We start from the raw sequence: 26,255 nt of genomic DNA, 5'->3' as shown, positions 1-26,255 counted from the left end.
TATTTTATGCCCCGTAGAGCTTTCCGGGCAGCCATGTGATCAGGCTGGGGAAATAGACGATCAGCGCGCACATGATGAGCACCATCAGAATGAAGGGCAGCACGCCGCGGATGATGTCGCCGGTGGTGATCTCGGGCGGTGCGATGGCACGCATATAGAACAGCGCATAGCCGAATGGCGGCGACAGAAAGCTGGTTTGCAGCACAACCGCCATGAGCACGACGAACCAGAGCGGATCGATCTGCATCTCAGAGACGATGGGCAGGAAGATCGGGAAGCAGAGCAGCACGATCCCGGTCCAGTCGAGGAACATGCCCAGGACGAACACCGATGCCAGCATCACCACGAGCAGCGTATTCGGATCCTCGGCCAGGCCGCGGATCAGGTTCTGTGTCGCGCTGAGACCGCCGGTGATGTTGAACACGCCGGTAAAGGCGGTGGCGCCGACGACGATGAACAGGATCATCGCCGAGGTTCGCCCGGTCTCCAGAAAGGCGCTGTAGAAATTCGTCAGGGTGAACCTGCCCCGGGCGATCACGATCAGCAGCGCCAGCGCCGCGCCGATGGCAGAGGCCTCGGTCGCCGTGGCGATCCCGCCCAGCATCGTGCCGAGGATACCAAGGATCAGCACCAGCGGTGGCACTGCCTCGACGGCGAGCATCTTCCACAGCTCACCGCGGCTGATCTGTTCCTCTTCCGCGACTTTCGGAGCGAGATCGGGCCGGATCAGCGCCACCCCGAATACATAGAGGCCATACATCAGCCCCAGAAGAATGCCGGGCATCATCGCGCCGGCAAACAGCTCGCCCACCGACAGACCCGGCGCGTAGGAGGCCATCAGGATCAGCATGATCGAGGGCGGGATCAGGATTCCCAGACAGCCGGACGCGCCGATCAGACCGGTGGTCAGGCGTTTGTCATAGCCGTAATCCAGCATCGGCTTCAGCGCCATCACGCCCATCACGGTGATCGAGGCGCCGATGATCCCAGTCGTCGCAGCCATCAGGATCGAAATGAACACCACCGCCAATCCCAGCCCGCCCGTCACGCGGGCCATCAAATGTCGCAGCGCCTCGAACATTTTGTCGGTGACACCGCTATCCGACAGAAACCGCGCCATCAGAACGAAAAGCGGGATCGCGATCAGCGTGTAATTGTCCAGCACATCGCCGAAGATCCGGTTAATGGTGATGCCAAGAACCATGGGTTTGCCGGCGATAAACGCGCCCAGCACCGCCGTTCCGCCGAGCACGAAGGCCAGCGGGTGTCCCATGAAAAGCCCGATAATCAGCAGCCCGGCCATGATCAGCGCGATCGCCTCGCCCCCGATGCCCGGAATGGCCATCCAGCCGAGCATGCTGTTCAGGATGGAGATCCCGCCACTGACGATATTATCGAGCATCCAGAGGCTCCTCGGCGGGGAGGTGGTCGGCACGGTCGAAGATCAGCTTCAGCAGTTCGGAAATGCCCTGAAGGAACAGCAGGCACGCCGCGACGCCCATCGCCAGCTTGATGGGATACACCGGAAGCTGCACCGCACCATAGGTCAGCTCGCCTTGCGCCAGCGAACGCAGACCGAATTGCCAGCTATACAGCATGAAGACCAGGCTGAAGGGCAGGAAGAAGATAATATAGCCAAGGATCTCGACCCAGCGGCGCGTGCCGCGTCCCAATGTCGCGGTCAGCAGATCGACGCGCACATGGGCCTGATGCCGCAGCGCATATCCTCCGAGCATGATGAAATAGAAACCGAAGATCATCTTCGTCATGTCGAAAGCCCAGGGGGTCGGCTCACGCAACACATAGCGCATGAAGACATCGTAAATCACGATGGCCGCAAAGACGCCGGCGAAGAGCGAGACAACCCTTCCGACTGCCTCGTTCAGCCCGTCGATTATCCTGATCATGCCTCCCCCGTTTTTTGCTTGGCACGATAACATCGGCTGCGCAGGACAGTGTCAACCGCCGTCATGCAGATGCAGGGCGCCCCGGCTTGCATCACAAGCTTTAGCGCCGGAAGACTAACAGGAGGTTACGGAATTGAGACAGACACCAGGCCAGCCACGATAAATCGCGGCATCGAAACTGGGCGAACATGGTCGGGTTGGAGAAAGAGGATGGAGCGGGTGAAGGGAATCGAACCCTCGTCGTAAGCTTGGGAAGCTTCTGCTCTACCATTGAGCTACACCCGCGTCAGCGTTGCGGTATCCCGGAAGCCGTGCCGCGTCAAGCCTTCAGCGCAGCCCCATCTCGGCCAGTTCGGCGGCCAGATGCGGGGGCAATTTGTCATCATGGGCGCGATGCTGGGGAAGATCGGGCGGGGCATCCTCGATCTGAAGATAGCGCCAGCCCTGGAACGGGCGGCGCGGAACGGCGGCGACGCGGACCAGCTCTCGGTCGAGGATCAGCGCGCAGCGGCGGATGCCGTCGTCGCCGATACGCTCTTCCAGCCCGATCAGCCTCTGGCGTGCCAGCATCGTGCCCTTGAACACCCAATAGACCGATCCTCCGGCCAGCAGCTCGGATTCGCGCTTGGGCCACATCCGTGTCACATGGCTGGCCGGCGCCTTGCCGAAGCGGCGTTTCTGAAATGCCTCCAGATCCTCCGGCCCCTCGGCGCCGACGCAGAGTTTCATCAGATTGACGTAATTGCCCATGCGCCCGATATAGAGGGCCAACACGGCTGCGCAAAGGGCACATCATGCAGATGTCAACGAGGTCACAGGTGATTTGGTGGGGCGCGGCGGCGATCACGCTGTTTCTCGGGCTGTGGCTGCTTGGCCAGGCCATTCTTCCCTTCATCATCGGGGCCGGCGTGGCCTATCTGCTGGATCCGCTGGCCGACCGGCTGGAGCGTGCAGGGCTGAGCCGGATCTGGGCGGTGGTGCTGATCACGGTGATTGCGCTGCTGGCCTTCGCGACCTTTATCCTGTTCCTCGCGCCAATGATCATCCGCCAGGCCACGCAGCTCATCAATGCCGCGCCTGGCATGATCGACGAATTCCAGGCCTTTATGGTGGCGCGCTTCCCCGGCCTTCTCCCGGAAGGCGGCACGATTCGCGCCGGGCTGAGCAACCTGGCCACGCTGATCGGCGAGCGGGGCGGTGATATCCTCAGTTCGGTGCTCGGATCGGTGGCCGGGGTGGTCAGCGTGATCGCGCTGCTGGTGATCGTGCCGGTGGTGGCGTTCTATCTGCTGCTCGACTGGGACAATCTGGTCGCGCGTGTCGATGCGCTGCTGCCCCGGCAGCATGCGCCGGTGATCCGCAGGCTGGCGGGCGAGATCGACGAGACGCTGTCGGGTTTTCTGCGCGGGCAGGGGACGGTCATCCTGATTCTCGGCATATTCTATTCGCTGGGGCTGATGGCGGTCGGTCTGCCCTATGGGCTCGCCATCGGCATGGGTGCTGCGATCCTGTCCTTCATCCCTTATGTCGGCGTGCTGATCGGCGGTGCGACCGCCATCGGTGTGGCGCTGTTCACCTTCTGGGGCGAGCCGGTCTGGATCGGCGCGGTCATCGCCATCTTCGTCACCGGGCAGGTGGTCGAGGGCAATTACCTCCAGCCCAAGATCGTCGGCAACCATGTCGGTCTGCACCCGGTCTGGCTGCTGCTCGCGCTGTCGGTCTTTGGCTCGCTCTTCGGTTTCGTCGGGCTGATGGTGGCGGTGCCGCTGGCGGCGGCGCTCGGGGTGCTGGTCCGCTTCATGACCGAGCGCTATGTCGAGAGCCCGCTTTACACGGGGCAGACCCGCTTGCCCGATCCGCCGCCGCCGATCCTTGTCGAGATCGCGCCCGAGGGCACGCTGGCCGGTCACAAGCTGAACGCCCGCCCGAACGAGCCCGCCCGCCACGATTTCGACGCCGGCTGACCGGGCTTGGCACGTCAGCTCACACTCGATCTGGCGCATGAGCCGGCCTTGGGGCGCGACGATTTTCTCGTCACACCAGCGAACGCGCTTGCGGTCCAGACGCTCGATGCGCCGGAGCACTGGCCGCAGGGCCGGATGTTGCTGACCGGCCCCGAGGGTTCGGGAAAGACGCATCTTGCGAGCATCTGGCGGGCGGAAACCGGCGCAGGGCGGGTTATGGCTTCGGCGTTGCGACCCGATTATGCCGACCGGCTGGCCGCCGAGGGAGGCGCTGCGGTGGTCGAGGATTGCGACCGCGTGGGGAATGCCGCCGGGGCCGAGCAGGCACTGTTCCATCTGTGGAATCTCTGTGCGACGCGGGATTGCTGGCTGCTGTTGACGGCACGCCACCCGCCGCGAGACTGGGGCCTGTCACTGCCCGATCTGGCCAGCCGAATGTCGGCCATGCCGCAGGTGCGGATCCGGGCTCCGGACGAGGCGCTGCTGGCGGCGGTCCTGGTCAAGCTGTTCGCGGATCGTCAGGTGACGGTGCCTTCCGGGCTGATCGACTGGCTGGTGCGCCGCATGGACCGCGACCTTGGGCTGGCCCGCCGGCTTGTGGCGGCGCTCGATACCGAGGCGCTGTCGGCGCGCAAACCGCTGACGCGGGCGCTCGCATCGGATATACTCGCGCGGATCTCCGGCCAGGGGTGAGTCCTGCTGAATGGCCGCTGAGCGAGCTGCCGCGCGGCACCGCTTTCCGTTCGAATTGTTGGCGAAATATACTCGCCTTTTCAGACAGCTAGTTATATGGGAGGGCCAGCAAAGACGACGCCCATGACCAAAGCTGACTTCCTTAGATATCGTGCGCCCGAGCCGGTGACGCTGCCAGCCGGGCCGCCGCGCGGTCCTTCGCGCTTTTTCAACCGTGAGCTGAGCTGGCTCAGCTTCAATTGGCGCGTCCTGGACGAGGCGCGGAATCTGCGCGTGCCGCTGTTGGAAAGGCTGCGTTTTCTCGCCATTTCCGCGGCGAATCTGGATGAGTTCTACACTGTGCGGGTGGCCGGGCTGCGCGAGCTGATGCGCGAGGGCAATACCATCCCGTCGCAGGACGGCAAGACCCCGGCTGAGCAGTTGCGCCTGATTCATGCAGATGCTCGGCGCCTCATGCGAGCGCAGCAGACCGTGTGGAACGGTCTTCGCGCCGAGCTGGAGCAGGAGGGCATCATCATTCTCTCTCGCGACCGGATCACGCCCGAAGAACTGGCCTATCTGCACGAGCACTTCACCGAGCAGGTGCTGCCGGTTCTGTCCCCGCTCGCGATCGACCCGGCGCATCCGTTCCCGTTCATCCCGAATGCCGGTTTCTCGCTTGCGCTCGAACTCGCCCGCGAATCCGACGGGCGGCAGATGCAGGCGCTTTTGCCGATCCCGGCGCAGCTCTCGCGCTTTGTCCGGTTACCGGGCGGGTCGCGATTCGTCCGGCTGGAGGATCTGCTGCTGATGCATCTCGGCAGCCTGTTTCCCGGCTATCGGGACACGGGGCATTGCGCCTTTCGGGTGCTGCGCGACTCTGATCTTGAGGTCGAAGAGGAAGCCGAGGATCTGGTCCGTGAATTCGAAACCGCGCTGAAACGCCGCCGCCGCGGCAGCGTGGTGCGGCTGAAGATTACCGAGGGCGCGCCCGAACGGCTGCGCCAGATCGTCATGAACGAGCTGCATGTCGATCCTGACGAGGTGGTCCAGGCCTCTGGCCTGCTCGGCGTGTCCGACCTGAAGGAGCTCATCCTCGATGATCGCCGCGACCTGCAATGGCCGGCCTTCAATCCGCGCGTGCCCGAGCGGGTGCAGGATCACGGCGGCGACATGTTCGCGGCGATCCGGCAGAAGGACATGCTGTTGCAGCACCCATACGAGACTTTCGACATGGTGGTGCGCTATCTCAAGCAGGCGGCGCGCGATCCCGATGTGCTGGCGATCAAGCAGACGCTTTATCGCACCAGCCGGGAAAGCCCGATCGTCGAGGCGCTTTGCGAAGCGGCAGAGGCCGGGAAATCGGTCACGGCGCTCGTCGAACTCAAGGCGCGCTTCGACGAGGCTGCCAATATCCGCCAGTCGCGGCGGCTGGAACGGGCCGGGGCGCATGTTGTCTATGGCTTCGTGAACTACAAGACCCATGCCAAGATCAGCACGGTGGTCCGGCGCGAGGGCGACGCGCTTGTCACCTATACCCATTACGGCACTGGCAATTACCACCCGATCACCGCGCGGATCTATACCGACCTGTCGCTGTTCACCTGCGACCCGGCGCTCGGGCGGGATGCGACCAAGGTCTTCAATTTCCTCTCAGGCTATGTGCAGCCAGAGGGGCTGGAGAATCTCAGCATTTCTCCGACCGGGATGAAGGACCGGCTGATCGAGATGATCGGGCGCGAGGCCGAGATGGCGAAGGCCGGGCGCCCTGCGGCGATCTGGGCCAAGATGAACTCGCTGATCGAGCCCGACGTGATCGACGCGCTTTATGCCGCGAGCCAGGCCGGGGTGCAGATCGACCTCGTGATCCGGGGCATCTGCGGCGTGCGGCCGGGCATCGCCGGTTTGTCTGAGAATATCCGGGTGAAGTCCATCGTCGGCCGCTTCCTCGAACATTCCCGCATCGTCTGTTTCGGGGCAGGGCACGGGCTGCCATCCCGCAAGGCGCGCGTGTTTATCAGCTCGGCGGACTGGATGGGGCGCAACCTCAACCGGCGTGTCGAGGCGCAGGTGGAATGCAAGAACGAGACGGTGAAAGCCCAGATCGTCAGCCAGATCATGGCTGCCAACATGGCGGATGAAGCACAAAGCTGGGTGCTGCAACCGGATGGGCGCTATCTGCGCCACTTGCCCGCCGGGCGCGACGACCTGTTCAACTGCCATCGCTTCTTCATGGAGAACCCCTCGCTCTCGGGCCGGGGCCGTGCCGGGGCCGGCGATGTGCCCGCCTTGACCCATAGTGCTGATTGAGGAAGAACCGGGATGAACGAAAATGCCCCGACCGGAATCAGGAGCTTTCCAATGAACGGCAAGGCGAAAACCGACGATCCGTTCGAGGGGCTTTTCGAGGATGCCTCGGCACGCGCGCTGTCCCGCGTGGGGGTGGTCGATGTGGGGTCCAACTCTATCCGTCTGGTGATCTTTGACGGCGCCGCCCGCTCACCGGCCTATTTCTACAATGAAAAGGTGATGGCGGGGCTGGGAAAGGACATGGCCTCGACGGGGCGGCTCAACCCTGAAGGGATCGAGCGTGCTTATACTGCGCTGTCGCGCTTCGCAGCCATCGCCGAAGGCATGAAGGTGCGCCCGATGACCGTGGTGGCGACCGCCGCGGTGCGCGACGCCGAGGATGGGCCGGAGTTTCGGAAGCGGGTCGAAAAAGAGACCGGGCTCAAGCTGAACGTCATCGACGGCGAGGAAGAGGCACGTTTTTCGGCGCAAGGGGTGCTGCTTGGCTGGCCAGAGGCGAAAGGGCTCGTTTGCGACATCGGCGGCAACTCGATGGAGCTTGCAGTGCTCGACGGCAAGGGCAAGGTCGGGCGCCGCGCGACATCGCAGCTCGGGCCGTTCCGGCTGCAACAGGTCAAGGGCGGCGAGGATGGTCTGCGCAAACATATCCGCAGCGTCATGGAAGAGCTGGCTCAGAAGGTCGGCACCGATCACGACCGGATCTATCTGGTCGGCGGGTCGTGGCGCGCCATTGCCCGCCTCGATATGGAACGCACCGCCTATCCGATGACGGTGCTGCATGAATATGTGATGACCCCTCAGGCGGTTGAACAGACGGTCAACTGGATCTCGAAAAGCGATCTTCAGACGCTGCGGTCGCGGGTTGGCATCTCGAATTCGCGGATGGAGCTGGTGCCGCTGGCGAGCCTCGTGCTGCGCCAGCTGGTCGAGACCTTCAAGCCGAAAGAACTCGCTGTCTCCTCCTATGGTATCCGTGAAGGGCTGCTTTACGAACATATGTCGGGCAGCCTGCGCGGTCGCGATCCGTTGCTGGAATCGGCGCGCTTCACCGAACGGCAGATGGCGCGGATGCCGGGTTTCGGCAAGAAGCTGTATCAGTTTCTGCTGCCGCTGTTCGAGGACGCGCCGCCGGAACGGGCCCGCCTCATCCGGGCCGCCTGCCTGCTGCATGACACGGCCTGGCGCACCCATCCCGATTATCGCGCCGATGCCTGTTTCGACAATATCACCCGCGCGAATATGGCAGCCCTTTCCCATCCCGAGCGGGTGTTTCTTGGTGTCTCGCTGCTGCACCGCTATAAGAACTCCCGCGCCACCTCGCCCATGGCACCGCTTTTCGCGATGCTGTCGGATGAGGAGCTTCGCGCGGCCGAAGTGCTTGGCAAGGCGATGCGCTTTGGCGCGATGTTCTCGATCAAGGATCCGTCCGAGGCTGGCGCGCTCAGGCTGTCGCGCAAGAAGGAAACGCTGGAACTGTCGCTGACCAAGACCGGCCGCGCCTTGTTCGGCGAGGTGGCAGAGGCGCGATTCCAGTCGCTTTGCAAGGCGATGGGTGTCTCGCCCGCGATCCGGGACTGAGCCTCGGCACGGCCCCTGTCTCTCGCCGATGGGCAATTTTGTCGCGCGTGGCGGGGGCGCGCGGACCGGCGTATGGACCGCGGAAATTTCTCACCATAGAGTTGTCGGAATTAAGGTGAATTAACCCCAGATTCTCGGGAGGAGACTCCATGGGCGCGTTTAATTTCATTATATTTCTCGGTTTCACAGCGCTTGTCGCCTATTTGTCCTATCGCTGGACACGCGGCACGGACGAGCATCATTCCGACGGTTATTTCCTCGGCGGGCGCTCTCTGACGGCTCCTGTCATTGCCGGTTCGCTGCTTCTGACCAACCTGTCGACCGAGCAGATCGTCGGCCTGACCGGCCAGGCCTACTCCGAAGGCATTCTCGTCATGGCGTGGGAGACGCTGGCCGCGATCTCTATCGTGGTTGCCGCGCTTGTCTTGCTGCCGCGCTATCTGAGATCGGGCATTTCGACCATCCCCGGCTTCCTGCGCGAACGCTATGACAACGGCACCAAGACGGCGACCTCGCTGCTGTTCCTTTCGGGCTATGTGATCGTGCTGCTGCCCATCGTGCTTTATTCGGGGGCGCTTGCGCTTTCGACGATGTTTGACGTGCCAGGCGTGCTTGGCGTCGGCGATACGACTGCGCTGTGGATCACTGTCTGGGCCATCGGCATCGTCGGCTCGATCTATGCGATTTTCGGCGGGCTTAAGGCTGTTGCCGTGTCCGATACGATCAATGCGGTCGGGCTGTTCCTGGGTGGGTTGCTGGTGCCGATCTTCGGCTTGATGGCGATTGGCGGCGGTAGCGTCTTCGAGGGGCTGAACATCCTCTGGACCGAGAACCCCGAGAAATTCGACGCGATCGGCGGACCGAACGCCTCGGTGCCCTTCGCGACCATCTTCACCGGCATGATGCTGGTGCAATTGTTCTACTGGGGCACGAACCAGGCGATCATCCAGCGGGCGCTCGGTGCCCGGGACCTGAAAGAGGGGCAGAAGGGCTTGATCCTCGCCGCCTTCCTCAAAATCCTTGGCCCGATCATTGTGGTGCTTCCGGGCATCATCGCTTGGCATTTGTTCAATGGCGAGCTCGATGTGGCCGATGCCGCCTATCCGATGCTGGTGACCGAGGTGCTGCCCTTCCCGCTGCGCGGCTTCTTTGCGGCGGTGCTGTTCGGCGCGATCCTCAGCTCGTTCAACTCGGCGCTGAACAGTTCCGTGACGCTGTTCGGCGTGGATATCTATCGACAATACTTCAATCAGGACGCCAGCGACGCCCAGACGGTGAGCGCGGGCAAGAAATTCGGCGCCATTCTGGCCATTGCTGCCATGACGATTGCGCCCTTCATCGCCAACGCGCCACAGGGTCTGTTCGGCTATCTGCAAGAGGTGAATGGCTGCTATTCGATCCCGATCCTGACCATCATCCTGGTCGGTATCTTCACCAGGCATGTGCCGCCGATTGCCGCCAAGATCGGCCTTGCCTCGGGCGTGGGGCTGTACATCCTCAGCCAGTTCGTACTGAAACCCTATGTCGTCGGGGCCGAAAACTATCCGCATTACCTGCACGTCATGGCGATTCTGTTCGTGCTGAATATCTGCATCATGCTGCTGATCGGAAAGCTGCGCCCGATGGAGCCGGCTTATATCGCACGAGACAGCAAGGCGGTGGACATGACGCCCTGGCCATTGGTCAAGCCGATGGGGGCGACGGTGGTGCTGATCGTGATCTCGACCTATTTCATCTTCACCTGAGCGGGCTTGCGCTCGCTCAAGACGGCCCGCTTCGCACTGCCGGGGCGGGTTTTCCCATCGGGTGGCATCAGCCGAGACACCGCGGCGCCGCGGATGCGCCAGCCTTTCCGGAAAAGCTGCAACGCCACGCCAAGCAAAAAGGCCGCCCCGAAGGACGGCCTTTTCGTTTCTGCCATGAGGGCAGGGGATTACATCATCCCCATACCGCCCATGCCGCCCATGCCGCCCATATCGGGGGCGCCGCCGCCGGCGCCTTTCGGCTCGGGCTTTTCGGCGACCATGGCCTCAGTGGTGATCAGCAGGCCAGCGACGGAAGCGGCGTCTTCCAGAGCGGTGCGGACGACCTTCGCGGGGTCGATCACGCCGAACTTGAACATGTCGCCATATTCTTCGGTCTGCGCGTTGAAGCCGAAAGCGTTGTCGTTCGATTCGCGGATCTTTCCCGCAACGACAGCGCCGTCGACACCGGCGTTCTCGGCGATCTGACGCATCGGCGCTTCGAGCGCGCGGCGCACCAGCGAGATGCCAGCGTCCTGATCGGAGTTCGCCCCGGTCAGACCCTCAAGCGCTTTTGCACCCTGAACCAGAGCAACACCGCCACCCACGACGACGCCTTCCTGAACCGCAGCACGGGTCGCGTTCAGAGCGTCATCGACGCGGTCCTTGCGCTCTTTCACTTCGATTTCGGTCATGCCGCCGACGCGGATCACGGCAACGCCGCCGGCCAGCTTGGCCACGCGTTCCTGCAGCTTTTCCTTGTCGTAATCGCTGGTGGTTTCCTCGATCTGCTGACGGATCTGGCCAACGCGGGCTTCGATCTCGGCCTTGTCACCGGCGCCATCGATGATGGTGGTGTTGTCCTTGTTGATCGAGACTTTCTTCGCGGTGCCGAGCATGTCGATGGTGACATTCTCCAGCTTCATGCCGAGATCTTCGCTGATCACCTGGCCGCCGGTCAGGATCGAGATGTCCTGCAGCATGGCCTTGCGGCGATCGCCAAAGCCCGGAGCCTTGACGGCCGCGATTTTCAGACCGCCACGCAGCTTGTTGACGACCAGCGTGGCCAGAGCCTCGCCCTCGACGTCTTCCGCGATAATCAGCAGCGGCTTGCCCGACTGGATCACCGATTCCAGCAGCGGAACCATCGGCTGCAGCGACGACAGCTTCTTCTCGTGCAGCAGGATATAGGCGTCTTCCAGTTCGGCGACCATCTTGTCGGGGTTGGTCACGAAGTAAGGCGACAGATAGCCGCGGTCGAACTGCATCCCCTCGACGACTTCGACTTCGGTCTCGAGGCCCTTGTTCTCTTCGACGGTGATGACGCCGTCATTGCCCACGCGCTGCATGGCGTCGGCGATCTGCTTGCCGATCGATTCCTCGCCATTGGCCGAGATGGTGCCGACCTGAGCGACTTCGGCCGAATCATTCACCGGGCGCGAGGCGTTCTTGATCGCTTCGACGACTTTCGCGGTGGCAGTGTCGATGCCGCGCTTGAGGTCCATCGGGTTCATGCCGGCGGCGACCGCCTTCATGCCTTCCTTGACGATGGCCTGAGCCAGGACCGTCGCGGTGGTGGTGCCGTCGCCAGCTTCGTCATTGGTGCGCGAAGCGACTTCGCGGACCATCTGGGCGCCCATGTTTTCGAACTTGTCGGACAGCTCGATTTCCTTGGCAACCGTCACACCGTCCTTGGTGATGCGCGGTGCGCCGAAGGATTTGTCGATGACGACGTTGCGGCCTTTCGGGCCGAGGGTGACCTTCACTGCATCGGCGAGGATGTTCACGCCTTTCAGCATGCGGTCGCGAGCATCGGTGTTGAACTTGACGTCCTTACCAGCCATGTTCTCTCTCCTAGAATATCGTTTGAATTGAAGCGTTTGTCAGGGCGTGGCGATCAGCCGACGATGCCCATGATGTCGCTTTCCTTCATGATGAGCAGCTCTTCGCCGTCCAGCGTGACCTCGGTGCCCGACCATTTGCCGAACAGGACGCGGTCGCCAGCCTTGACGGCAGGTGCGATCAGCTCGCCCGAATCTTTCCGGGCGCCTTCGCCGACGGCGACGACTTCGCCTTCAGCGGGTTTCTCTTTCGCGGAATCGGGGATGATCAGCCCGCCCTTGGTCTTTTCGTCGGATTCGACGCGCTTGACCAGAACGCGGTCGTGCAGCGGTTTGAAGGCCATGTTAACACTCCGGTGTTTCAGGTTGCAGTGTTGCTGTTGGCACTCGACACCAGTGAGTGCCAATGGCGCCGATTTAGGATGCGATAACGCGGCTGTCAACGGAAATGACGGGAAAAATTTTCGCCGCTCTGGCCTTGCGGCGCGGGCTGTGTGACCCTCCGCGCAACAGGATGGAGAGACCCCATGAAGACCGCCATCGCCGCCCTCGCATTTTGCTTCGCCGCAGGCTCCGCCTCTGCGGCGTCCTGCGTCGGTAACAATCTGATCGACGCGCTGCCTCAGGATCTGCAGGCAGAGATCGCATCGCGGACCGAGGCGGTTCCATATCACGAAGGGCTTTACTGGCAAGCCGTGAAGGGGAACGCAACCATATCCCTGATCGGCACTTTCCATTTCGACGATGCTGGTCATGCGGCGATCGTCGAGGGGCTGGAGCCTGCAATCGCGGATGCAGCCCTCCTGCTGGTCGAGATGGGCCCCGAGGAAGAGGACAGGATGAAGGCGCGCATGGCCAGCGATCCTTCGCTGATGGTCGACCCAGACGGCCCGACCCTGCCCGAACGTCTGAGCGACGAGGACTGGGCGGCGCTTTCTTCCGCCCTTGAAGAGCGCGGCCTGCCCGCAATCATCGCTTCGCGGCTGAAACCCTGGTATGCGGCGACCATGTTGGGCCTCGCCCCCTGCATGATCCGGGAGATGTCCGATCCCGACGCAAATCGTGGGCTCGACTGGCGGCTGATGGATGTCGCCGAGGCTCGGGGCGTGCCGATCCGGGCACTTGAGCCATGGGATACCGTGCTGCGCATGTTCGCAGAGCTCACGCCCGAAGAAGAGATCGAGATGATCCGCTATTCGCTTCCCGGCGCGGCACATGCCGATGATTACGCCGTCACCATGAGCGATGCCTATGCGGAGGAAAATGTCTGGCAAATCTGGGAGTTCGGTCGGATCGATGCCTATCGCAATACGGGCCTCAGCGAGGCAGAGGTCGACGAAATGACAGCGGAAGCCCAGCAGATGCTGATGATTGACCGCAATCAGAGCTGGATCGCGCGCCTGACCGAGGCGGCATCGGATGCAGCCGGCTCTGGCAAGGGCGTGGTCGCTGCATTCGGGGCGCTGCATCTTCCGGGCGAAGAGGGAGTGCTGCGGTTGCTGGAAAAGGATGGCTGGACCATCGAGAGGCGCGCGCTTTGACCGGGCGTTGCGCCGATGCATGGCAGCGCCGGAAACGATGCTGTCGTGCCCTGGCATAATGGACTTTGCCAGGCCGAACCGATAGGACAGCGCCGAATTCCGCACCGATCTCTGTACAGGAGCCCGCCATGATTACCGTTCTCGCCCATAAATCCCCCGACACCGACGCAACCGGCTCGCCCCTGATCTGGGCCTGGTATCTCAACGAGATCCGCAAGACCCCGGCGCGGGCGGTCTTGCAGGGTACCACCAATACCGAAGCGGCCTGGATGCTGTCGCGTTGGGAGCAGGAGATGCCCGAGATCGTCACCGAGCTGGGCGAGGGCGATCAGGTGGTGATCTGCGACACCAACAATCCCGCCGAACTGCCCGAGAAGATCAACGACGCCGAGATCATCGAGATCATCGACCATCACATGCTGTTTGGCGGACTGAAGACCCGCGCGCCGATCAATATCACCATCCGCCCGCTCGCTTGCACTGCGACGATCATGCATGACCTGATCGGCGAGGACATGGCGCAGGCCCCGGACTGGGTGAAGGGCGTGATGCTGACCTGCATCCTGTCGGACACGTTGGAATTCCGCAGCCCCACGACGACCGGCCATGACCGCGCCGTTGCCGAAAAACTGGCCGGCGAACTGAAGATCGACATCTCCGAATACGCCGCCGAAATGTTCGCGGCGAAATCCGATGTCTCTGCCTTCTCGGACGAGGATCTGCTGCGGATGGACAGCAAGGAATTCGATCTGGAAGACACCAAGCTGCGGGTCTCGGTACTGGAAACCACCGCGCCCGGCGTATTGCTGGAGCGCAAGCAGGCTCTGATCGACGCCATGCCGGCGGTCACCTCTGCCGACAAGGTGGACGAGCTTCTGCTGTTCGTCGTCGACATTCTCAAGGAAGAAGCGACTTTGCTGGTCCCGAATGATCGCGTGAAGCAGATCGCCGAGGCCTCTTTCGACGCAAAGGTCGAGGGCGACTCGGTCGTGCTGCCCGGTATCATGTCGCGCAAGAAGCAGATCATTCCGGCGCTCAAGCTGTGATCTGACGAAAGCCGGGGGCTGTCTGCCCCCGGACCCCCGAGGATATTTCTGTCAGGATGAAGAGATGACACGGATCATCCGGTCTCTGGACGAGATCGCTGCGAATTACGATGTGCTGTTCTGCGATCTCTGGGGTTGCGTCCATAACGGGATCAGCGCCTATCCTGCGGCGGTCGCTGCGTTGCAGCGCTTTCGTGAGGGTGGGGGGCAGGTCTGTCTGCTGACCAATGCGCCGCGCCCGGCGCCCCTGGTCGAGGCCGGTTTCGGGCGGCTCGGCATTCCTGCGGAGGCTTATGACAGCATCGTCACCTCTGGCGATGCGGCGCAGGACGGTCTGTTCGCCGGGGCGGTCGGAAGGCGGGTCTGGCATATCGGCCCGGCGAAGGATGACGGCTTCTTTGACGCGCCGCCGGAATGGAATGATGCCGCGCCGATCACCCGAGTCGGGCTGGAGGAGGCCGAGGGCATCGTTTGCACTGGCCCCTTTGACGAAAATTCCGACACGCCGGAAGATTATCGCGCACAGCTTATGCTGGCGCGGGAGCGAGGGCTCAAGCTGCTCTGCGCCAATCCGGATATCGTCGTGGATCTGGGCGACCGGCGGATCTATTGCGCAGGCGCGATTGCCGAGTTCTATGAGCAGATGGGCGGCGAGTCGCTTTATTTCGGCAAGCCGCACCCGCCGATCTACGATCTTGCCCGGCGGAGGCTGGCCTTGCGCGATGGCGCGCGCATTCTGGTGATCGGCGACGGCATCAGGACCGATATCGCGGGGGCTGTCGGCGAGGGGCTGGATTCGATCTTCATCACCGGCGGATTGGCTGCCGAGCATATGGGCGATGATGTCGAGAATCCCGACCAGGCGCGGCTCGACAGCTGGCTGGCAGGGCAGGGGATGGATGCGACCTTCTCGATGGGCCGCCTGCGCTGAGCGATGCTGTATTTCGCCTATGGCTCGAACATGCTTCATGCGCGGCTGGCGGCGCGATGTCCCTCGGCAGACGCGATCGGGCGGGCCGAGGCTCCGGGTTTTGGCATTGCGTTCGACAAGATCGGGCAGGATGGCTCGGGTAAGGCGACGCTGCGACAGGACAGCACCGAAGCGGCGCAGGGTGTGCTTTACGAGATTACGCCGGCCGAAATCGCGCTGTTGGATAAGATCGAGGGCGTTGGGCGGGGCTATGACCGCGCCGAAGTTGCGGTCCGCAGCCAGCATGCTGAGATCATGGCCTTCAGCTATATCGCAGCGCCCGCATTTCGCCAGCAGGGCTTGTTGCCCTTCGCTTGGTATCGGGGGCTCGTTCTGGCCGGCGCCCTTGAGAACGACCTGCCCGAGGCGTGGGTAAGCAAGCTCGCAGCCCAGCCCTATACCGAAGATCCGGAGCCGCACCGTCCCCGCCGCATCGAGGCGCAGCACCTGCTGGCGGCTCTGCCCGCGGAGTGGCGTCTCGGCTGATGCTTGCAACCCGTGACGCGCTGCGCGATACGACCGGAACGCGGGTGTGAAGCGGACCGGGCACCATTGTGGGTTCGTCCGGAAGGGGGCAAGTTGCAGATCCATCGACACTGGACCACTGTGCCGGAGGCCACGCGCGGGACCACCGTCGCGATGGGCAATTTCGATGGTGTGCATCGTGGTCATCAGGCGGTCATCGACGCTGCCCGGGCCGCAATCGAGGCCCCGCTGGGCGTCATTACCTTTGAGCCGCATCCGCGCGAATATTTCGCCCCCGACGCGCCGCCTTTCCGATTGATGAATGCCGAGGCGCGGGCCAACCGCCTGCGCCGTCTCGGCGTTGACCACCTGTTCGAACTGCCGTTCGGCCCGGTTCTTGCCGGGCAAAGCCCCGAGGCTTTCGCCCGCGAGGTGCTGGCCGATGGGCTTGGTGTGCGTCATGTCACGGTCGGGCAGGATTTCCGCTTTGGCAAGGCCCGCGCAGGCGACGCCGAAACGCTGCGCGAACTGGGGGCGCGCTTTGGCTTCGGGGTCACGGTGGCTGAGCTGATCGGGGAAGACGGGGCCGAGTTTTCCTCGACCGCGACCCGCGAGGCGCTGGCCGAAGGGCGCCCGCGCGATGCTGAACGGATGCTGGGCCATTGGCACCGGATCGAGGGCGAGGTCCTGCACGGCGAAAAGCGTGGCCGTGAATTGGGCTATCCCACCGCCAACATGTCGGTCGAGGGGCTGCATCTGCCCAAGCTGGGTGTCTATGCGGTGCTTGCCGATGTGCTCGGCGGGCCGCATCAAGGCCGCTGGCCCGGCGTGGCGAGCCTTGGGGTGCGGCCGATGTTCGGCGAGAACCGGCCCAATCTCGAAGTGCATCTTTTTGATTTCGAGGGCGATCTTTATGGCGAGCATCTTTCCGTCGCGCTGATCGAGTTTCTGCGGCCGGAGGTGAAGTTCGACGGTCTCGACGCGCTGATCGCACAGATGGATCGGGACAGTGCCGAGGCCCGCGTGGCCCTGGCGGAAATCTGATGCGACCGCGGTTCTGGGAACTGCCGCTCGACCAGCTCGACCCGCAGGAATGGGAGGCGCTTTGCGATGGCTGCGGCAAATGCTGCCTCAACAAGCTGGAATTCGAGGACACTGACGAGCTTGCCTTCACCCGCGTGGCCTGCCGTTTGCTGGATGGCGAGACCTGCCGCTGCACGCGCTATCCGATCCGTCATTTCTACGTGCCCGAATGCGTTTCTCTGACGCCGGAGAAGATCGCCGATATCAGCTATTGGCTGCCCGCAACCTGCGCCTATCGCTTGCGCCATGAGGGGCGGGCGCTTTACGACTGGCATTACCTGATCAGTGGCGATCGCGAGGCAGTCCATCGCGCGGGCGTCTCGATGCGGGGCCGAATCGTGTCCGAGGCCGAGGTGTCCGAGGACGACTGGGAAGATTACATCATCGAGGATCAGTCATGAATTTCGCATCTGACAACTGCTCTGGCGCGCATCCTTCGGTGATAGCGGGTCTGGCGGCGGCGAATGACGGGCATGTGGCCTCTTACGGCGCTGACCGTCTGACCCGCGCCGCGGCGGATCGCGTGCGAGAGGTTCTCGACGCACCCGAGGCCGAGGTGATGTTCGTGGCGACCGGCACGGCGGCGAATGTGATCTCTCTCAGCGCCGTGACGCAGCCATGGCAGCGGATCTTCTGCCACGAAGAGGCGCATATCGAGACATCCGAATGCGGCGCGCCCGAGATGTTCACGGGCGGTGCGAAGCTGACGCTGATCCCCGGCGAGGGGGCAGTGATGGACGCCGATGCGCTTGAACATGCGGCCAGTTTCTGGGCTGGCGAGGGACTGGGCGGCGGACAGCCTGGCGCGGTGTCGATTACCAATTCAACCGAATGGGGGCGGGTCTGGACGCCGGATATGGTGGCTGAAATCTCCGCGGTGGCGCGGCAGCATAAGCTTGCGCTGCATATGGATGGCGCGCGCTTCGCCAATGCGGTGGTCGGCACCGGGGCCGATCCGGCCGATCTGACCCATCGCGCGGGCGTCGATCTTTTGTCCTTTGGCGGGACGAAGAACGGTGCACTCGGGGTCGAGGCGGTGGTGGCCTTCGATGGTGAACATGCCGAGCGGCTTGCCTTCATGCGCAAGCGCAGCGGCCATCTTCTGTCGAAGCATCGCTATCTGTCGGCGCAGTTCCATGCGCTGCTCGAGGACGGGCTGTGGCTGCGGCTGGCGGCCAATGCCAATGACATGGCGACGCGGCTTGCGCGCGGGCTGGAGGATATCGAGGGTGCCCGGCTGGCGCAGCCTGTCGAATCCAGTCAGGTCTTCGCTGTTCTGCCTGTCGACGCCGAGGACCGCGCGAGGGCAGCGGGCGCAACGTTCAACCGCTGGGCCTCAATCGGCGAGGACACCGACGAGGAGGTCACGCTGCGCTTCGTGTGCAGCTGGAGCACCACCCCCGAGGAAGTCGACCGGTTGATCGAGGCATTGCGCGGCTAGGCGCGTTCGAGATTCATTCTTGTCAGATCGGCGAACTGCTCGGCATGGGTCAGCGGCAGCATATGCCCTGCGCCGGGGATTGTCGCGCGCCCGACATCGGGCAGACGGGCCGCAAGCGCCTCGGAGATGTCATGCACGATATCGGGCGATTTCGCCCCGGCGATCAGCATCACCGGCGCGGCAATCTGTTCCAGCCCGTCAGGGCGCAGAATATCGGCGCGATCTTCCATGAGCGCGGCATTGGTATCGACCACCATGCGCATCTGTCGGCGCAGCCGGTCGGCCTTCGGTCCATCTGTCGGGATCTCGCCCGGAGAGCCCCAGTCGCCAAGGAACTGACGCAGCATCCCGTCCCAGTCGCCCTGTTGTTCGAAGCGGGCAAGCCGGTCCTGTTCGTCGCGTCGCGCGGCGGCAGGGGCAGCAGCGAACAGCACCGGCTCGACGAGGGTCAGGCTGCGGATCGCCTGCGGAACGCCCACCGCGATGCGCAATGCCACGGTGGCGCCGAAGCTGTGGCCGATCAGATCGACGGGCCGCTCGATCATCCGAGCAGCGTGGCGAGTGACCTTGGTGTGCAGGTCGACGCCTTCTTCCGGCTGCCAGTCGGGGCTGCGGCCGTGGCCGGGAAAGTCAAACGCATGCAGATCGATCAACCCGTCGAGATGCGCGGCCAAGGGCTCGAACAGCCGGCCGCTGCCCATCATGCAATGCAGCCCGATGGCGGGACGTTCTGGATCGCCCGGATAATGTCGCGCGTGCAGCATCACAGGCTGGCAAGATGGTCTGACAGCATGTCCAACCGGTCCTGACCCCAGAATTTCTGGCCACTCTCGCGCACGATATAAAAGGGCGCGCCAAAGACACCTGCCGCGACGGCCTCTTCGAGATTGCGGCCATATTGCTCGGCCCCGGCCAGCAGGCCCTTATCGGCGATTCCGGGATCGAACCCTGCGCTCTCCAGCACATCGCGGATCACCCCATCGTCGGAAATGTCACGTTCATCGGCCCAGACCGCGCGCAGAAACCCCTGCACGAGAGCGCCGACGTCACCTTCCCCCGCCTGCTGCGCCGCGATGACCGCATAGGAGGACGGTGCCATATTCACCGGGAAATGCGCAGGCTTCAGCGTCAGCGGCAGGTCCAGCCGGTCGCGCCAGCGCTCCAGCTCCTGCATGCGGTAGGCGAGGCGGCTTTCGTGCCGTTCGGCGGGTGCCACTCCGCCGGTGCGGGCGAAAAGCTGCATCAAATCGATGGGCTTGTAGGTGATGGTGGCGCCGTTCGCCTTGGCCATCCGCTCCAGCCGGTCCCCGGCGAGGTAACACCAAGGGCTGATCGTGCCGAGATAATAGTCGATATGTGCCATTTGCCGTCCCGTCTCTGGCGGTAGAGGTTTGCGGGAAGGCTAGCGCGGTGCTAAGTCCGCTGCAATCGCCCGAATCCTGCCTGCGAAGGACCGACCCCAATGCCCGCGATGACCGAACCCAAGCTGATTTCCGGCAACGCCAACACGCCGCTGGCGAAATCCATCGCAAGGCGCATGTCGATGCATCGTGGGATGAATGTGGCGCTCGTCGATGCCCGTGTCGAACGCTTCAACGATCAGGAGATCTTCGTCGAGGTTTTCGACAATGTCCGTGGTGAGGACATGTATATCATCCAGTCCACCTCGAACCCGGCGAATGACAACCTGATGGAGCTGCTGATCATGACCGATGCGCTGAAGCGTTCATCGGCCAACCGGATCACCGCCGTCATTCCCTATTTCGGCTATGCGCGCCAGGATCGCCGCGCCAAGGCGCGCACGCCGATTTCGGCCAAGCTGGTGGCGAATATGCTGACCACGGCGGGGGTGGACCGGGTGCTGACGCTGGATCTGCACGCGACCCAGATCCAGGGCTTCTTCGATATCCCGGTGGATAATCTTTACGCCGCGCCGATCTTTGCGCTTGATATCAAGCATCACTTCAAGGGCCGGTTGGACGATCTGATGGTGGTCTCGCCCGATGTCGGCGGGGTGGCCCGCGCGCGAGAGATCGCGCAGCGGATCAACGTTCCGATGGCGATCGTGGACAAGCGCCGCGAAACCGCGGGCGAGGTGGCCGACATGACCGTGATCGGCGATGTGACCGGGAAGAGCTGCATCATCGTTGACGATATCTGCGACACCGCGGGAACGCTGTGCAAGGCGGCGCAGCTTCTGACCGATCACGGCGCAACCGAGGTGCATGCCTATATCACCCACGGCGTTCTGTCCGGCCCGGCGGTCGAGCGGGTGCAGAAATCGGTGATGAAATCTCTGGTCATCACGGATTCGATCGATCAACCCGCGCCGGTGAAGGATTGCGACAATATCCGCATCGTGCCGACAGCGCCGATGTTCGCGCAGGCGATCATCAATATCTGGAACGGCACCTCGGTCAGCTCGCTTTTCGATCTGGACACGCTCGGCCCGATCTACGAGGGGCTGTACAGCGACGGTTGACCGCGCCGCGACTCGTCAGTCGCGCCCGTCGATCCGGACGAAATCCATGAGACTGCCGGTGCCGGGCTTCACCTCTGACCAGGACTCGATCTGGAAATCGACGACCAGCGTCGCCGCGGTCGGAAACCGACGGAAATCGGGGTCCATGGGCGGGCGCGCCGGCAGGCTCTCGGCGAATTCGGCGATGCCGGGATTATGGCCGATCATCATCACGGTCTGCTGGGTCGCGGTCTTCAGCACCTCCAGCATATCCGCCGGGCGGGCATGGAACAGCCGGTCCTCAAAACGGATGGCCGGACGCACTTCCAGCCCGGCACTGGCCACACGCTCCCATGTTTCGCGGGTCCGCTGCGCCGGAGAGCACAAAACCTCTTCCGGCTCATATCCGCGCGAGGCCATGAAGTCGCCCAGAAGAACCGCCGCGCGGCGGCCGCGCGCGTTCAGCGGGCGATCGAAATCCTCTAATGTCGGATCGTCCCAGGCGGATTTGGCGTGACGGGTCAGGATCAGACGTCGGTATCCGAGTGGGGTCATGTGGGGCCGGCCTCATCTGGCTCTTGGGTTAACGAACCCTGCCACAGGTCGCGCGGCCAGAGCAAGCGCGTGCATCGGCGGGAGGTTCGGGAAAATCCGGGCGCATCAAGGTGATGCGCCCGGCGCGGTTTTCATGATTTACGGTGCCAGCGAGGGCTGTCGCAGACCCCGCGGCTTGATTCGCGGTTCGGTCGAGCGGATCAGGCTTCCCGCGCCATGTTCGGTGAACAGCTCCAGCAGGCAGGCATTCGGCACCCGACCGTCGAGGATCACCACGGCGCGCACCCCGTCCTCGATTGCCTTCAGCGCGGTCTCGGTCTTGGGGATCATGCCGCCGGCAATGGTGCCGTCCGCGATCATGCTGCGGACCTGATCCGGCGTCATCTGGGTAATGACCTCTCCCGAGCCGTCCTTCACGCCCGAGACATCGGTCAGCAGCAGCAGCCGGTCGGCCTGCAACGCCCCGGCCACGGCGCCGGCGGCGGTGTCGCCATTGACGTTGAAGGTCTCGTTATCGGCCACGCCCGTCGCCACCGGCGCGATGACCGGGATCAGCCCGGCCTGATAAAGATCGCGGATGATCTGTACATTCATCTCGACCGGGCGGCCGACAAAGCCCAGCTCGGGATCGTCGGCCTCGCAGACCATGAGGTCATCATCCTTGCCGGATATCCCGATAGCCCGCCCGCCCGCATCGTTGATCGCCTGCACGATACGCTTGTTCACGAGACCCGACAGGACCATCTCGACCACTTCGACCGTCTGCTTGGTGGTGACGCGCTTGCCGCGGACGAAGCTGCTCTCGATACCCAGCTTGCCGAGCAGATCGTTGATCATCGGCCCGCCGCCATGGACCACGACAGGGTGGATGCCAACCTGTTTCATCAGCACGATATCAGAGGCGAACTTGGCCATCTCGGCCTCGTCGCCCATGGCATTGCCCCCGAATTTCACCACCACGACGGCGTTGGAATAGCGCTGCATATAGGGCAGTGCCTCGGACAGGGTCGTCGCGGTCGCCGTGAAATCTCGGGTCATGTCCTGCTGTCTCATGCTGCTGTCCCTGTTATTGGCCGGCAGGTTAGGGGCAGCTTCCCTCAAGGTCCAGAGCCCAGAGAAGCGCCGCCGCGCCGCCGGGTTTCAGTCGAGCCCGGCGATGATCGCGCGCAGAATGTTCAGACCGTGTCCCTTGTCGGATGAGGTCACCACCAGCTCGGGATAGGCGGCGGGGTGTTTCTGCAACTCGTCCTCGACCTGTGACAGAACCGGCTTGATCGCATTGGGGCCGAGCTTGTCGGCCTTCGTCAGCACCACCTGAAACGGCACCGCCGAACGGTCGAGCAGCGTCATGATCTCGTGATCCACCGGCTTTATGCCGTGCCGCGCGTCGATCAGGCAGAAGGCGCGGCGCAGCGTGGGCCGTCCCGCCAGATAGGATTTCAGCAGTTCCTGCCATTTTTTCACGACCTGCAGCGGCGCCTTGGCAAAGCCATAGCCGGGCAAGTCGACCAGATAGCTCGTATCGCCCAGGGTGAAGTAGTTGATCTCCTGCGTGCGGCCGGGCGTGTTCGAGGCGCGCGCAAGTCCCTTGCGCCCGGTCAGGGCGTTGATGAGACTCGACTTGCCGACATTGGATCGCCCCGCGAAACAGACCTCGGGCCGGTCGGCGGGTGGCAGCCCGTCCATCGCGACCACGCCCTTGACGAAATCTGCGGGCCCGGCAAACAGCCGCCGCGCCGCGTCCGCCGCAGCCGTATCAGGCTCGGGCGCAACCGGAAAGGCGACCTTCATGCCTCATGATCCGCGTCGGGCGCGGCTTCGCTTTCGTCGAGCGTGTCGCCGACGACGACCTCGGCCAGCTCGGCCAGCTCGCCACCTTCCAAAACCTCGGCATAGACACCGAAATCGCCCTTGCCGTATTGTTCCGACAGCGCACGGACCATGTCGCGATCCGGTTCGCCCGTCGCGGTATCGACGGCGGTCGCGGCGCAGCGGCCGATGGGCTCGCGGATCACCAGGCGGGCCGGGCCGATACGGATCTCGCGCCCGATCCAATCCTGTTCGGCAAACGGCTCCAGCCCCTCGAGCCAGAGATTGCCGCGCCAGCGTTCCACGCCAAGCCGCTCGCCCACCTTCGATTCGAGCGCGCTGAGACTGTCCAGAGAGTTGATCGAGATGAAGGGCTTCTTCGTATCGGTCAGGGCCGCAGGCCCGGACACCAGGGCCGCAGGGGCACCCTTGCCCTCGGGCCAAAGCGGGGAGAGCCACTTCAGGAAGGCCGCGCGGTCCTCGTCGCTACATGGATCGACGGTGATCGCGCCCGCATCCGGGTGGTCGAGCCGCAGCTTTCCGTCATCGTACCCGCCGCTGATCGCCTGAAGCGCAGGACTGGCCGCACCGCGCAGGAAAGCAGATTTGGGCAGCCATTGGGTCAGCTCGCCATTCTCGTCCAGCTTGTCCAATGCCGCCTCGTGCATCACCGCCCAATGCCGGTCGAAGGGCAGCTTTCCGCCGCGTTCCAGCCTGACGCGGTCCAGCCTCTGGCGCCCGATGGCCTTGACCGGATAGCGCCAGATCTGGGACAGCCGCGCCATTATTTTTTCTTCCGGCTTGGCATGCTGTCACGGATATTGCCGAACAGGTTCGGCCTGCTGCCATGCATCGACATGATGGCATATTGCTGGATGATGGTGATGACGTTGTTGGTGATCCAGTAAAGCACCAGCCCCGAGGCAAAGCCGCCCAGCATGAACATGAAGACCCAGGGCATCCAGGCAAAGATCATCTTCTGGGTCGGATCGGTCGGCGCCGGGTTCAGCTTCTGCTGGAGCCACATCGAGATGCCGAGAATGATGGCCATGATCGACAGCGAGATGATGCCGATCAGGCTGTCCCGCGCCGGTGCCGCGTAAGGCAACAGCCCGAACAGGTTCAGGATCGAGGACGGGTCGGGCGCAGACAGATCCCGGATCCAGCCGATCCAGGGTGCCTGCCGCAGTTCCAGCGTGACGAAAATCACCTTGTAGAGGCTGAAGAAGATCGGGATCTGGATCAGGATCGGCAGACAGCCAGCGGCCGGGTTTACCTTTTCCTTCTTGTAGAGCGCCATCATCTCTTGCTGCATCTTGGCGCGGTCGTCGCCGACACGTTCCTTGATCGCCTCCATCTGGGGCTGCAACTCGCGCATCCGTGCCATGGAGATGTAGGATTTGCGCGCCAGCGGGAAGACGATCGCCTTGAGGATGAAGGTCAGCGCGATGATCGACCAGCCCATATTGCCGATATGGGCGTTCAGCCAATGCAGGACCCGGAAGATCGGCTTGGTCAGGAAGTAGAACCAGCCCCAGTCGATAGAGTCGACGAAACGCTGGATGCCGGGGCTCTCTTCATAGCCGCGGATGGCTTCCCATTCCTTGGCTCCGGCAAAGAGATAGGACTGGCTCGACGCGCTCTGACCAGCGGAGACGGTGACGGTCGGAAACCGGGTCTCGGCCTGATAGATATCCGCACCCTCGGCATATTTCACCACGGCGGTAAAGGGCTGTCCCGGTGCCGGGGCGAGTGTGGTCATCCAGTATTTGTCGGTAAAACCGACCCAGCCATTTTCGGCCACCTCGATGATATCCGCGCGGCCTTCGCGCGCCACCTGGTCGAGATCGGTGAGATCGCCGTAATCGGCCTCCATCAATTCGCCATCGGTCATGGCGACGGCCCCTTCGTGGAGCACGAAGAAATTCTGCGTGTCCGGCTCACCGTGACGGGCGATGATCCCGTAGGGCGCGGCGGCGAAAGCCGCGTCGCCGGTATTCTCGACCGATTGGGTCACGGTGAACAGATATTTGTCGTCAAGCGCGAAGCTCCGGCGGAAAATCTGGCCCTGCCCGTTATCCCAGCGCAGGGTGACAGCGCTGTCCGGGGTCAGGGACTCGCCCGATTCCAGCTCCCAGACGGTGCTGGCATTGGGAACCGCCCCGGGGTCGGTGCCGGCCGCCGCGCTCCACCCATAGACGGCGTAATAGGGTTTCTGGAGCACTGGCTCCGGGTCGCCACCGGGGGCGACCGGGCTGCCGGTGTTTTCGGCCCGGAGATTCGACGAATCGGTCGGGGTCAGCAGCCGCACGAAGGGCGAATTCTCGTCCAGCGTCTCGCGATAGCCGGTCAGCAGCAGATCGTCGATGCGCCCGCCGGCGAGCGAGATAGAGCCTTCCAGCGATGGGCTTTCGACGGCCACGCGCTGAGCGCTCGTGGAAGGATCCTGCGATACCGGTGCCAGATCCGCGCCGCCGGTCGCGGCGGTGCCGCCGGTGCTGCCGGCGGGGGTCGCCGGGGCGCCGGCCTCGGTCTGAGCAGTGACCGCTTCTTCCGTGGCGGGTGGCGGCGGTTCGGGGGCGAAGAAGGTGAACCAGACCAGCACCACCAGCATGGACAGCACCATGGCGAGGATGAGATTGCGGTTATTGTCTTCCATGCGGATGAGAGCCCCCTGTTGTCAGGGGAGGGTTCAACAGAAGGGGCGGGCAAAGGTCAAGGCGATTCCCGCTCTTCCGGACGTCGATATGGCTGGAAATGGCCGGGTTTTCGACAGCGGACGCGCGACGGGACCGATAGCCACAGCCCGGCAGGCGATCCTCGGACCGAAACCCGATCGTGATGCGCGTGCAGTCCGACTGTCTTACGGG

The 26,255-nt window shown here is 63.4% G+C and carries 25 protein-coding genes and 1 tRNA gene; 13 read left to right on the top strand and 13 right to left on the bottom strand.

Features of this window, described 5'->3' with window-relative positions; genetic code table 11:
- Positions 1-4: 4 nt before the first annotated feature.
- The 4 genes from PAF18_RS09605 to PAF18_RS09590 form a co-directional block, all read right to left on the bottom strand.
- Positions 5-1,303, bottom strand: a complete 1,299-nt coding sequence (locus PAF18_RS09605) for a TRAP transporter large permease (protein ID WP_434802254.1) — start codon at positions 1,301-1,303, stop codon at positions 5-7.
- An 88-nt stretch (positions 1,304-1,391) separates the two neighbouring features.
- The gene (locus tag PAF18_RS09600; protein WP_271115523.1) at positions 1,392-1,907 is read right to left on the bottom strand and encodes a TRAP transporter small permease subunit; all 516 of its coding nucleotides are present in this window, start codon (positions 1,905-1,907) and stop codon (positions 1,392-1,394) included.
- 211 nt (positions 1,908-2,118) lie between these two features.
- Positions 2,119-2,192, bottom strand: a tRNA-Gly gene (locus PAF18_RS09595).
- 42 nt (positions 2,193-2,234) lie between these two features.
- Positions 2,235-2,657: a DUF1489 family protein gene (locus PAF18_RS09590; protein WP_271118098.1), complete on the bottom strand. Its 423-nt coding sequence runs from the start codon at positions 2,655-2,657 to the stop codon at positions 2,235-2,237.
- Between the two features lie 50 nt (positions 2,658-2,707).
- Between PAF18_RS09590 and PAF18_RS09585 the strand changes: the two genes are divergently transcribed.
- From PAF18_RS09585 to PAF18_RS09565, 5 genes are all read left to right on the top strand, one after another.
- Positions 2,708-3,871 carry an AI-2E family transporter gene (locus PAF18_RS09585; RefSeq protein WP_353620646.1) on the top strand — a complete coding sequence of 388 codons (1,164 nt, stop codon included), beginning with the start codon at positions 2,708-2,710 and terminating at the stop codon, positions 3,869-3,871.
- Between the two features lie 6 nt (positions 3,872-3,877).
- Entirely contained in the window at positions 3,878-4,564 is a 687-nt protein-coding gene (locus PAF18_RS09580; RefSeq protein ID WP_271115521.1) for a P-loop NTPase family protein, read from the top strand.
- 123 nt (positions 4,565-4,687) lie between these two features.
- Positions 4,688-6,853 (top strand): RNA degradosome polyphosphate kinase, encoded by a 2,166-nt coding sequence (locus tag PAF18_RS09575; RefSeq protein ID WP_271115520.1) that lies wholly within the window; start codon positions 4,688-4,690, stop codon positions 6,851-6,853.
- A 51-nt stretch (positions 6,854-6,904) separates the two neighbouring features.
- Positions 6,905-8,431 (top strand): Ppx/GppA family phosphatase, encoded by a 1,527-nt coding sequence (locus PAF18_RS09570; RefSeq protein WP_271118097.1) that lies wholly within the window; start codon positions 6,905-6,907, stop codon positions 8,429-8,431.
- Between the two features lie 149 nt (positions 8,432-8,580).
- Complete coding sequence (locus tag PAF18_RS09565; protein WP_271115519.1) at positions 8,581-10,176, top strand: solute:sodium symporter family transporter; 1,596 nt, start codon at positions 8,581-8,583, stop codon at positions 10,174-10,176.
- Positions 10,177-10,364: 188 nt separating this feature from the next.
- Here the strand turns inward: PAF18_RS09565 and groL are convergent, their stop codons facing one another.
- Complete coding sequence (gene groL / locus PAF18_RS09560) at positions 10,365-12,017, bottom strand: chaperonin GroEL (RefSeq protein WP_271115518.1); 1,653 nt, start codon at positions 12,015-12,017, stop codon at positions 10,365-10,367.
- Positions 12,018-12,070: 53 nt separating this feature from the next.
- A complete protein-coding gene (gene groES / locus PAF18_RS09555) occupies positions 12,071-12,358 on the bottom strand; it encodes a co-chaperone GroES (protein WP_271115517.1) in 288 nt (95 codons plus the stop codon).
- Positions 12,359-12,541: 183 nt separating this feature from the next.
- Between groES and PAF18_RS09550 the strand changes: the two genes are divergently transcribed.
- The 7 genes from PAF18_RS09550 (at position 12,542) to PAF18_RS09520 (ending at position 18,560) form a co-directional block, all read left to right on the top strand.
- The gene (locus PAF18_RS09550) at positions 12,542-13,555 is read left to right on the top strand and encodes a TraB/GumN family protein (RefSeq protein WP_271115516.1); all 1,014 of its coding nucleotides are present in this window, start codon (positions 12,542-12,544) and stop codon (positions 13,553-13,555) included.
- Between the two features lie 128 nt (positions 13,556-13,683).
- A complete protein-coding gene (locus tag PAF18_RS09545) occupies positions 13,684-14,601 on the top strand; it encodes a manganese-dependent inorganic pyrophosphatase (protein ID WP_271115515.1) in 918 nt (305 codons plus the stop codon).
- Positions 14,602-14,665: 64 nt separating this feature from the next.
- Positions 14,666-15,532: a TIGR01459 family HAD-type hydrolase gene (locus PAF18_RS09540; RefSeq protein WP_271115514.1), complete on the top strand. Its 867-nt coding sequence runs from the start codon at positions 14,666-14,668 to the stop codon at positions 15,530-15,532.
- Positions 15,533-15,535: 3 nt separating this feature from the next.
- Positions 15,536-16,057: a gamma-glutamylcyclotransferase family protein gene (locus PAF18_RS09535; RefSeq protein ID WP_271115513.1), complete on the top strand. Its 522-nt coding sequence runs from the start codon at positions 15,536-15,538 to the stop codon at positions 16,055-16,057.
- Positions 16,058-16,150: 93 nt separating this feature from the next.
- Positions 16,151-17,080 carry a bifunctional riboflavin kinase/FAD synthetase gene (locus PAF18_RS09530; RefSeq protein ID WP_271115512.1) on the top strand — a complete coding sequence of 310 codons (930 nt, stop codon included), beginning with the start codon at positions 16,151-16,153 and terminating at the stop codon, positions 17,078-17,080.
- Positions 17,080-17,520, top strand: a complete 441-nt coding sequence (locus PAF18_RS09525) for a YcgN family cysteine cluster protein (protein WP_271115511.1) — start codon at positions 17,080-17,082, stop codon at positions 17,518-17,520. The genes PAF18_RS09530 and PAF18_RS09525 overlap by 1 nt, the downstream gene beginning before the upstream one ends.
- Positions 17,517-18,560: a threonine aldolase family protein gene (locus tag PAF18_RS09520; RefSeq protein WP_271115510.1), complete on the top strand. Its 1,044-nt coding sequence runs from the start codon at positions 17,517-17,519 to the stop codon at positions 18,558-18,560. Before PAF18_RS09525 ends, PAF18_RS09520 begins: the two co-directional genes overlap by 4 nt.
- Here the strand turns inward: PAF18_RS09520 and PAF18_RS09515 are convergent.
- Both PAF18_RS09515 and PAF18_RS09510 read right to left on the bottom strand, forming a co-directional pair.
- Entirely contained in the window at positions 18,557-19,324 is a 768-nt protein-coding gene (locus PAF18_RS09515) for an alpha/beta fold hydrolase (RefSeq protein WP_271115509.1), read from the bottom strand. The genes PAF18_RS09520 and PAF18_RS09515 overlap by 4 nt on opposite strands.
- Positions 19,324-19,923 carry a 2-hydroxychromene-2-carboxylate isomerase gene (locus PAF18_RS09510; protein WP_271115508.1) on the bottom strand — a complete coding sequence of 200 codons (600 nt, stop codon included), beginning with the start codon at positions 19,921-19,923 and terminating at the stop codon, positions 19,324-19,326. The genes PAF18_RS09515 and PAF18_RS09510 overlap by 1 nt, the downstream gene beginning before the upstream one ends.
- A gap of 99 nt (positions 19,924-20,022) precedes the next feature.
- Here PAF18_RS09510 and PAF18_RS09505 point away from each other — a divergent pair, with 99 nt between their 5' ends.
- On the top strand, positions 20,023-21,042 hold the full coding sequence (locus PAF18_RS09505) for a ribose-phosphate pyrophosphokinase (protein ID WP_271115507.1): 1,020 nt from the start codon (positions 20,023-20,025) through the stop codon (positions 21,040-21,042).
- A gap of 15 nt (positions 21,043-21,057) precedes the next feature.
- On the opposite strand, the gene PAF18_RS09500 is transcribed toward PAF18_RS09505, so the two are convergent.
- From PAF18_RS09500 to yidC, 5 genes are all read right to left on the bottom strand, one after another.
- Positions 21,058-21,576, bottom strand: coding sequence for a SixA phosphatase family protein (locus PAF18_RS09500; RefSeq protein ID WP_271115506.1), 519 nt, complete (start codon positions 21,574-21,576; stop codon positions 21,058-21,060).
- A gap of 138 nt (positions 21,577-21,714) precedes the next feature.
- Positions 21,715-22,614 carry an acetylglutamate kinase gene (argB, locus tag PAF18_RS09495; RefSeq protein ID WP_271118096.1) on the bottom strand — a complete coding sequence of 300 codons (900 nt, stop codon included), beginning with the start codon at positions 22,612-22,614 and terminating at the stop codon, positions 21,715-21,717.
- Between the two features lie 102 nt (positions 22,615-22,716).
- Positions 22,717-23,367, bottom strand: a complete 651-nt coding sequence (gene yihA / locus PAF18_RS09490; protein ID WP_271115505.1) for a ribosome biogenesis GTP-binding protein YihA/YsxC — start codon at positions 23,365-23,367, stop codon at positions 22,717-22,719.
- The gene (locus PAF18_RS09485) at positions 23,364-24,170 is read right to left on the bottom strand and encodes an MOSC domain-containing protein (protein ID WP_271115504.1); all 807 of its coding nucleotides are present in this window, start codon (positions 24,168-24,170) and stop codon (positions 23,364-23,366) included. The genes yihA and PAF18_RS09485 overlap by 4 nt, the downstream gene beginning before the upstream one ends.
- Positions 24,170-26,044, bottom strand: a complete 1,875-nt coding sequence (gene yidC, locus PAF18_RS09480; RefSeq protein ID WP_271115503.1) for a membrane protein insertase YidC — start codon at positions 26,042-26,044, stop codon at positions 24,170-24,172. The genes PAF18_RS09485 and yidC overlap by 1 nt, the downstream gene beginning before the upstream one ends.
- Positions 26,045-26,255: the final 211 nt, after the last annotated feature.

It is taken from the genome of Paracoccus sediminicola (assembly GCF_027912835.1).
Taxonomy (GTDB): domain Bacteria; phylum Pseudomonadota; class Alphaproteobacteria; order Rhodobacterales; family Rhodobacteraceae; genus Paracoccus; species Paracoccus sediminicola.
Note: the sequence above shows the minus strand (reverse complement) of the source record. Positions and strands in the feature narration are given on the sequence as shown.

Excerpts from the sequence above, each read along its gene's own strand:
- PAF18_RS09605 (WP_434802254.1), bottom strand. The coding sequence starts at position 1,303 with ATGGCCGGGCTGCTGATTATCGGGCTTTTCATGGGACACCCGCTGGCC.
- PAF18_RS09600 (WP_271115523.1), bottom strand. The coding sequence starts at position 1,907 with ATGATCAGGATAATCGACGGGCTGAACGAGGCAGTCGGAAGGGTTGTC.
- PAF18_RS09590 (WP_271118098.1), bottom strand. The coding sequence starts at position 2,657 with ATGGGCAATTACGTCAATCTGATGAAACTCTGCGTCGGCGCCGAGGGG.
- PAF18_RS09585 (WP_353620646.1), top strand. The coding sequence starts at position 2,708 with ATGTCAACGAGGTCACAGGTGATTTGGTGGGGCGCGGCGGCGATCACG.
- PAF18_RS09575 (WP_271115520.1), top strand. The coding sequence starts at position 4,688 with ATGACCAAAGCTGACTTCCTTAGATATCGTGCGCCCGAGCCGGTGACG.
- PAF18_RS09570 (WP_271118097.1), top strand. The coding sequence starts at position 6,905 with ATGAACGGCAAGGCGAAAACCGACGATCCGTTCGAGGGGCTTTTCGAG.
- PAF18_RS09565 (WP_271115519.1), top strand. The coding sequence starts at position 8,581 with ATGGGCGCGTTTAATTTCATTATATTTCTCGGTTTCACAGCGCTTGTC.
- groL (WP_271115518.1), bottom strand. The coding sequence starts at position 12,017 with ATGGCTGGTAAGGACGTCAAGTTCAACACCGATGCTCGCGACCGCATG.
- groES (WP_271115517.1), bottom strand. The coding sequence starts at position 12,358 with ATGGCCTTCAAACCGCTGCACGACCGCGTTCTGGTCAAGCGCGTCGAA.
- PAF18_RS09550 (WP_271115516.1), top strand. The coding sequence starts at position 12,542 with ATGAAGACCGCCATCGCCGCCCTCGCATTTTGCTTCGCCGCAGGCTCC.
- PAF18_RS09545 (WP_271115515.1), top strand. The coding sequence starts at position 13,684 with ATGATTACCGTTCTCGCCCATAAATCCCCCGACACCGACGCAACCGGC.
- PAF18_RS09540 (WP_271115514.1), top strand. The coding sequence starts at position 14,666 with ATGACACGGATCATCCGGTCTCTGGACGAGATCGCTGCGAATTACGAT.
- PAF18_RS09535 (WP_271115513.1), top strand. The coding sequence starts at position 15,536 with ATGCTGTATTTCGCCTATGGCTCGAACATGCTTCATGCGCGGCTGGCG.
- PAF18_RS09525 (WP_271115511.1), top strand. The coding sequence starts at position 17,080 with ATGCGACCGCGGTTCTGGGAACTGCCGCTCGACCAGCTCGACCCGCAG.
- PAF18_RS09520 (WP_271115510.1), top strand. The coding sequence starts at position 17,517 with ATGAATTTCGCATCTGACAACTGCTCTGGCGCGCATCCTTCGGTGATA.
- PAF18_RS09515 (WP_271115509.1), bottom strand. The coding sequence starts at position 19,324 with ATGCTGCACGCGCGACATTATCCGGGCGATCCAGAACGTCCCGCCATC.
- PAF18_RS09510 (WP_271115508.1), bottom strand. The coding sequence starts at position 19,923 with ATGGCACATATCGACTATTATCTCGGCACGATCAGCCCTTGGTGTTAC.
- PAF18_RS09505 (WP_271115507.1), top strand. The coding sequence starts at position 20,023 with ATGCCCGCGATGACCGAACCCAAGCTGATTTCCGGCAACGCCAACACG.
- PAF18_RS09500 (WP_271115506.1), bottom strand. The coding sequence starts at position 21,576 with ATGACCCCACTCGGATACCGACGTCTGATCCTGACCCGTCACGCCAAA.
- argB (WP_271118096.1), bottom strand. The coding sequence starts at position 22,614 with ATGACCCGAGATTTCACGGCGACCGCGACGACCCTGTCCGAGGCACTG.
- yihA (WP_271115505.1), bottom strand. The coding sequence starts at position 23,367 with ATGAAGGTCGCCTTTCCGGTTGCGCCCGAGCCTGATACGGCTGCGGCG.
- PAF18_RS09485 (WP_271115504.1), bottom strand. The coding sequence starts at position 24,170 with ATGGCGCGGCTGTCCCAGATCTGGCGCTATCCGGTCAAGGCCATCGGG.
- yidC (WP_271115503.1), bottom strand. The coding sequence starts at position 26,044 with ATGGAAGACAATAACCGCAATCTCATCCTCGCCATGGTGCTGTCCATG.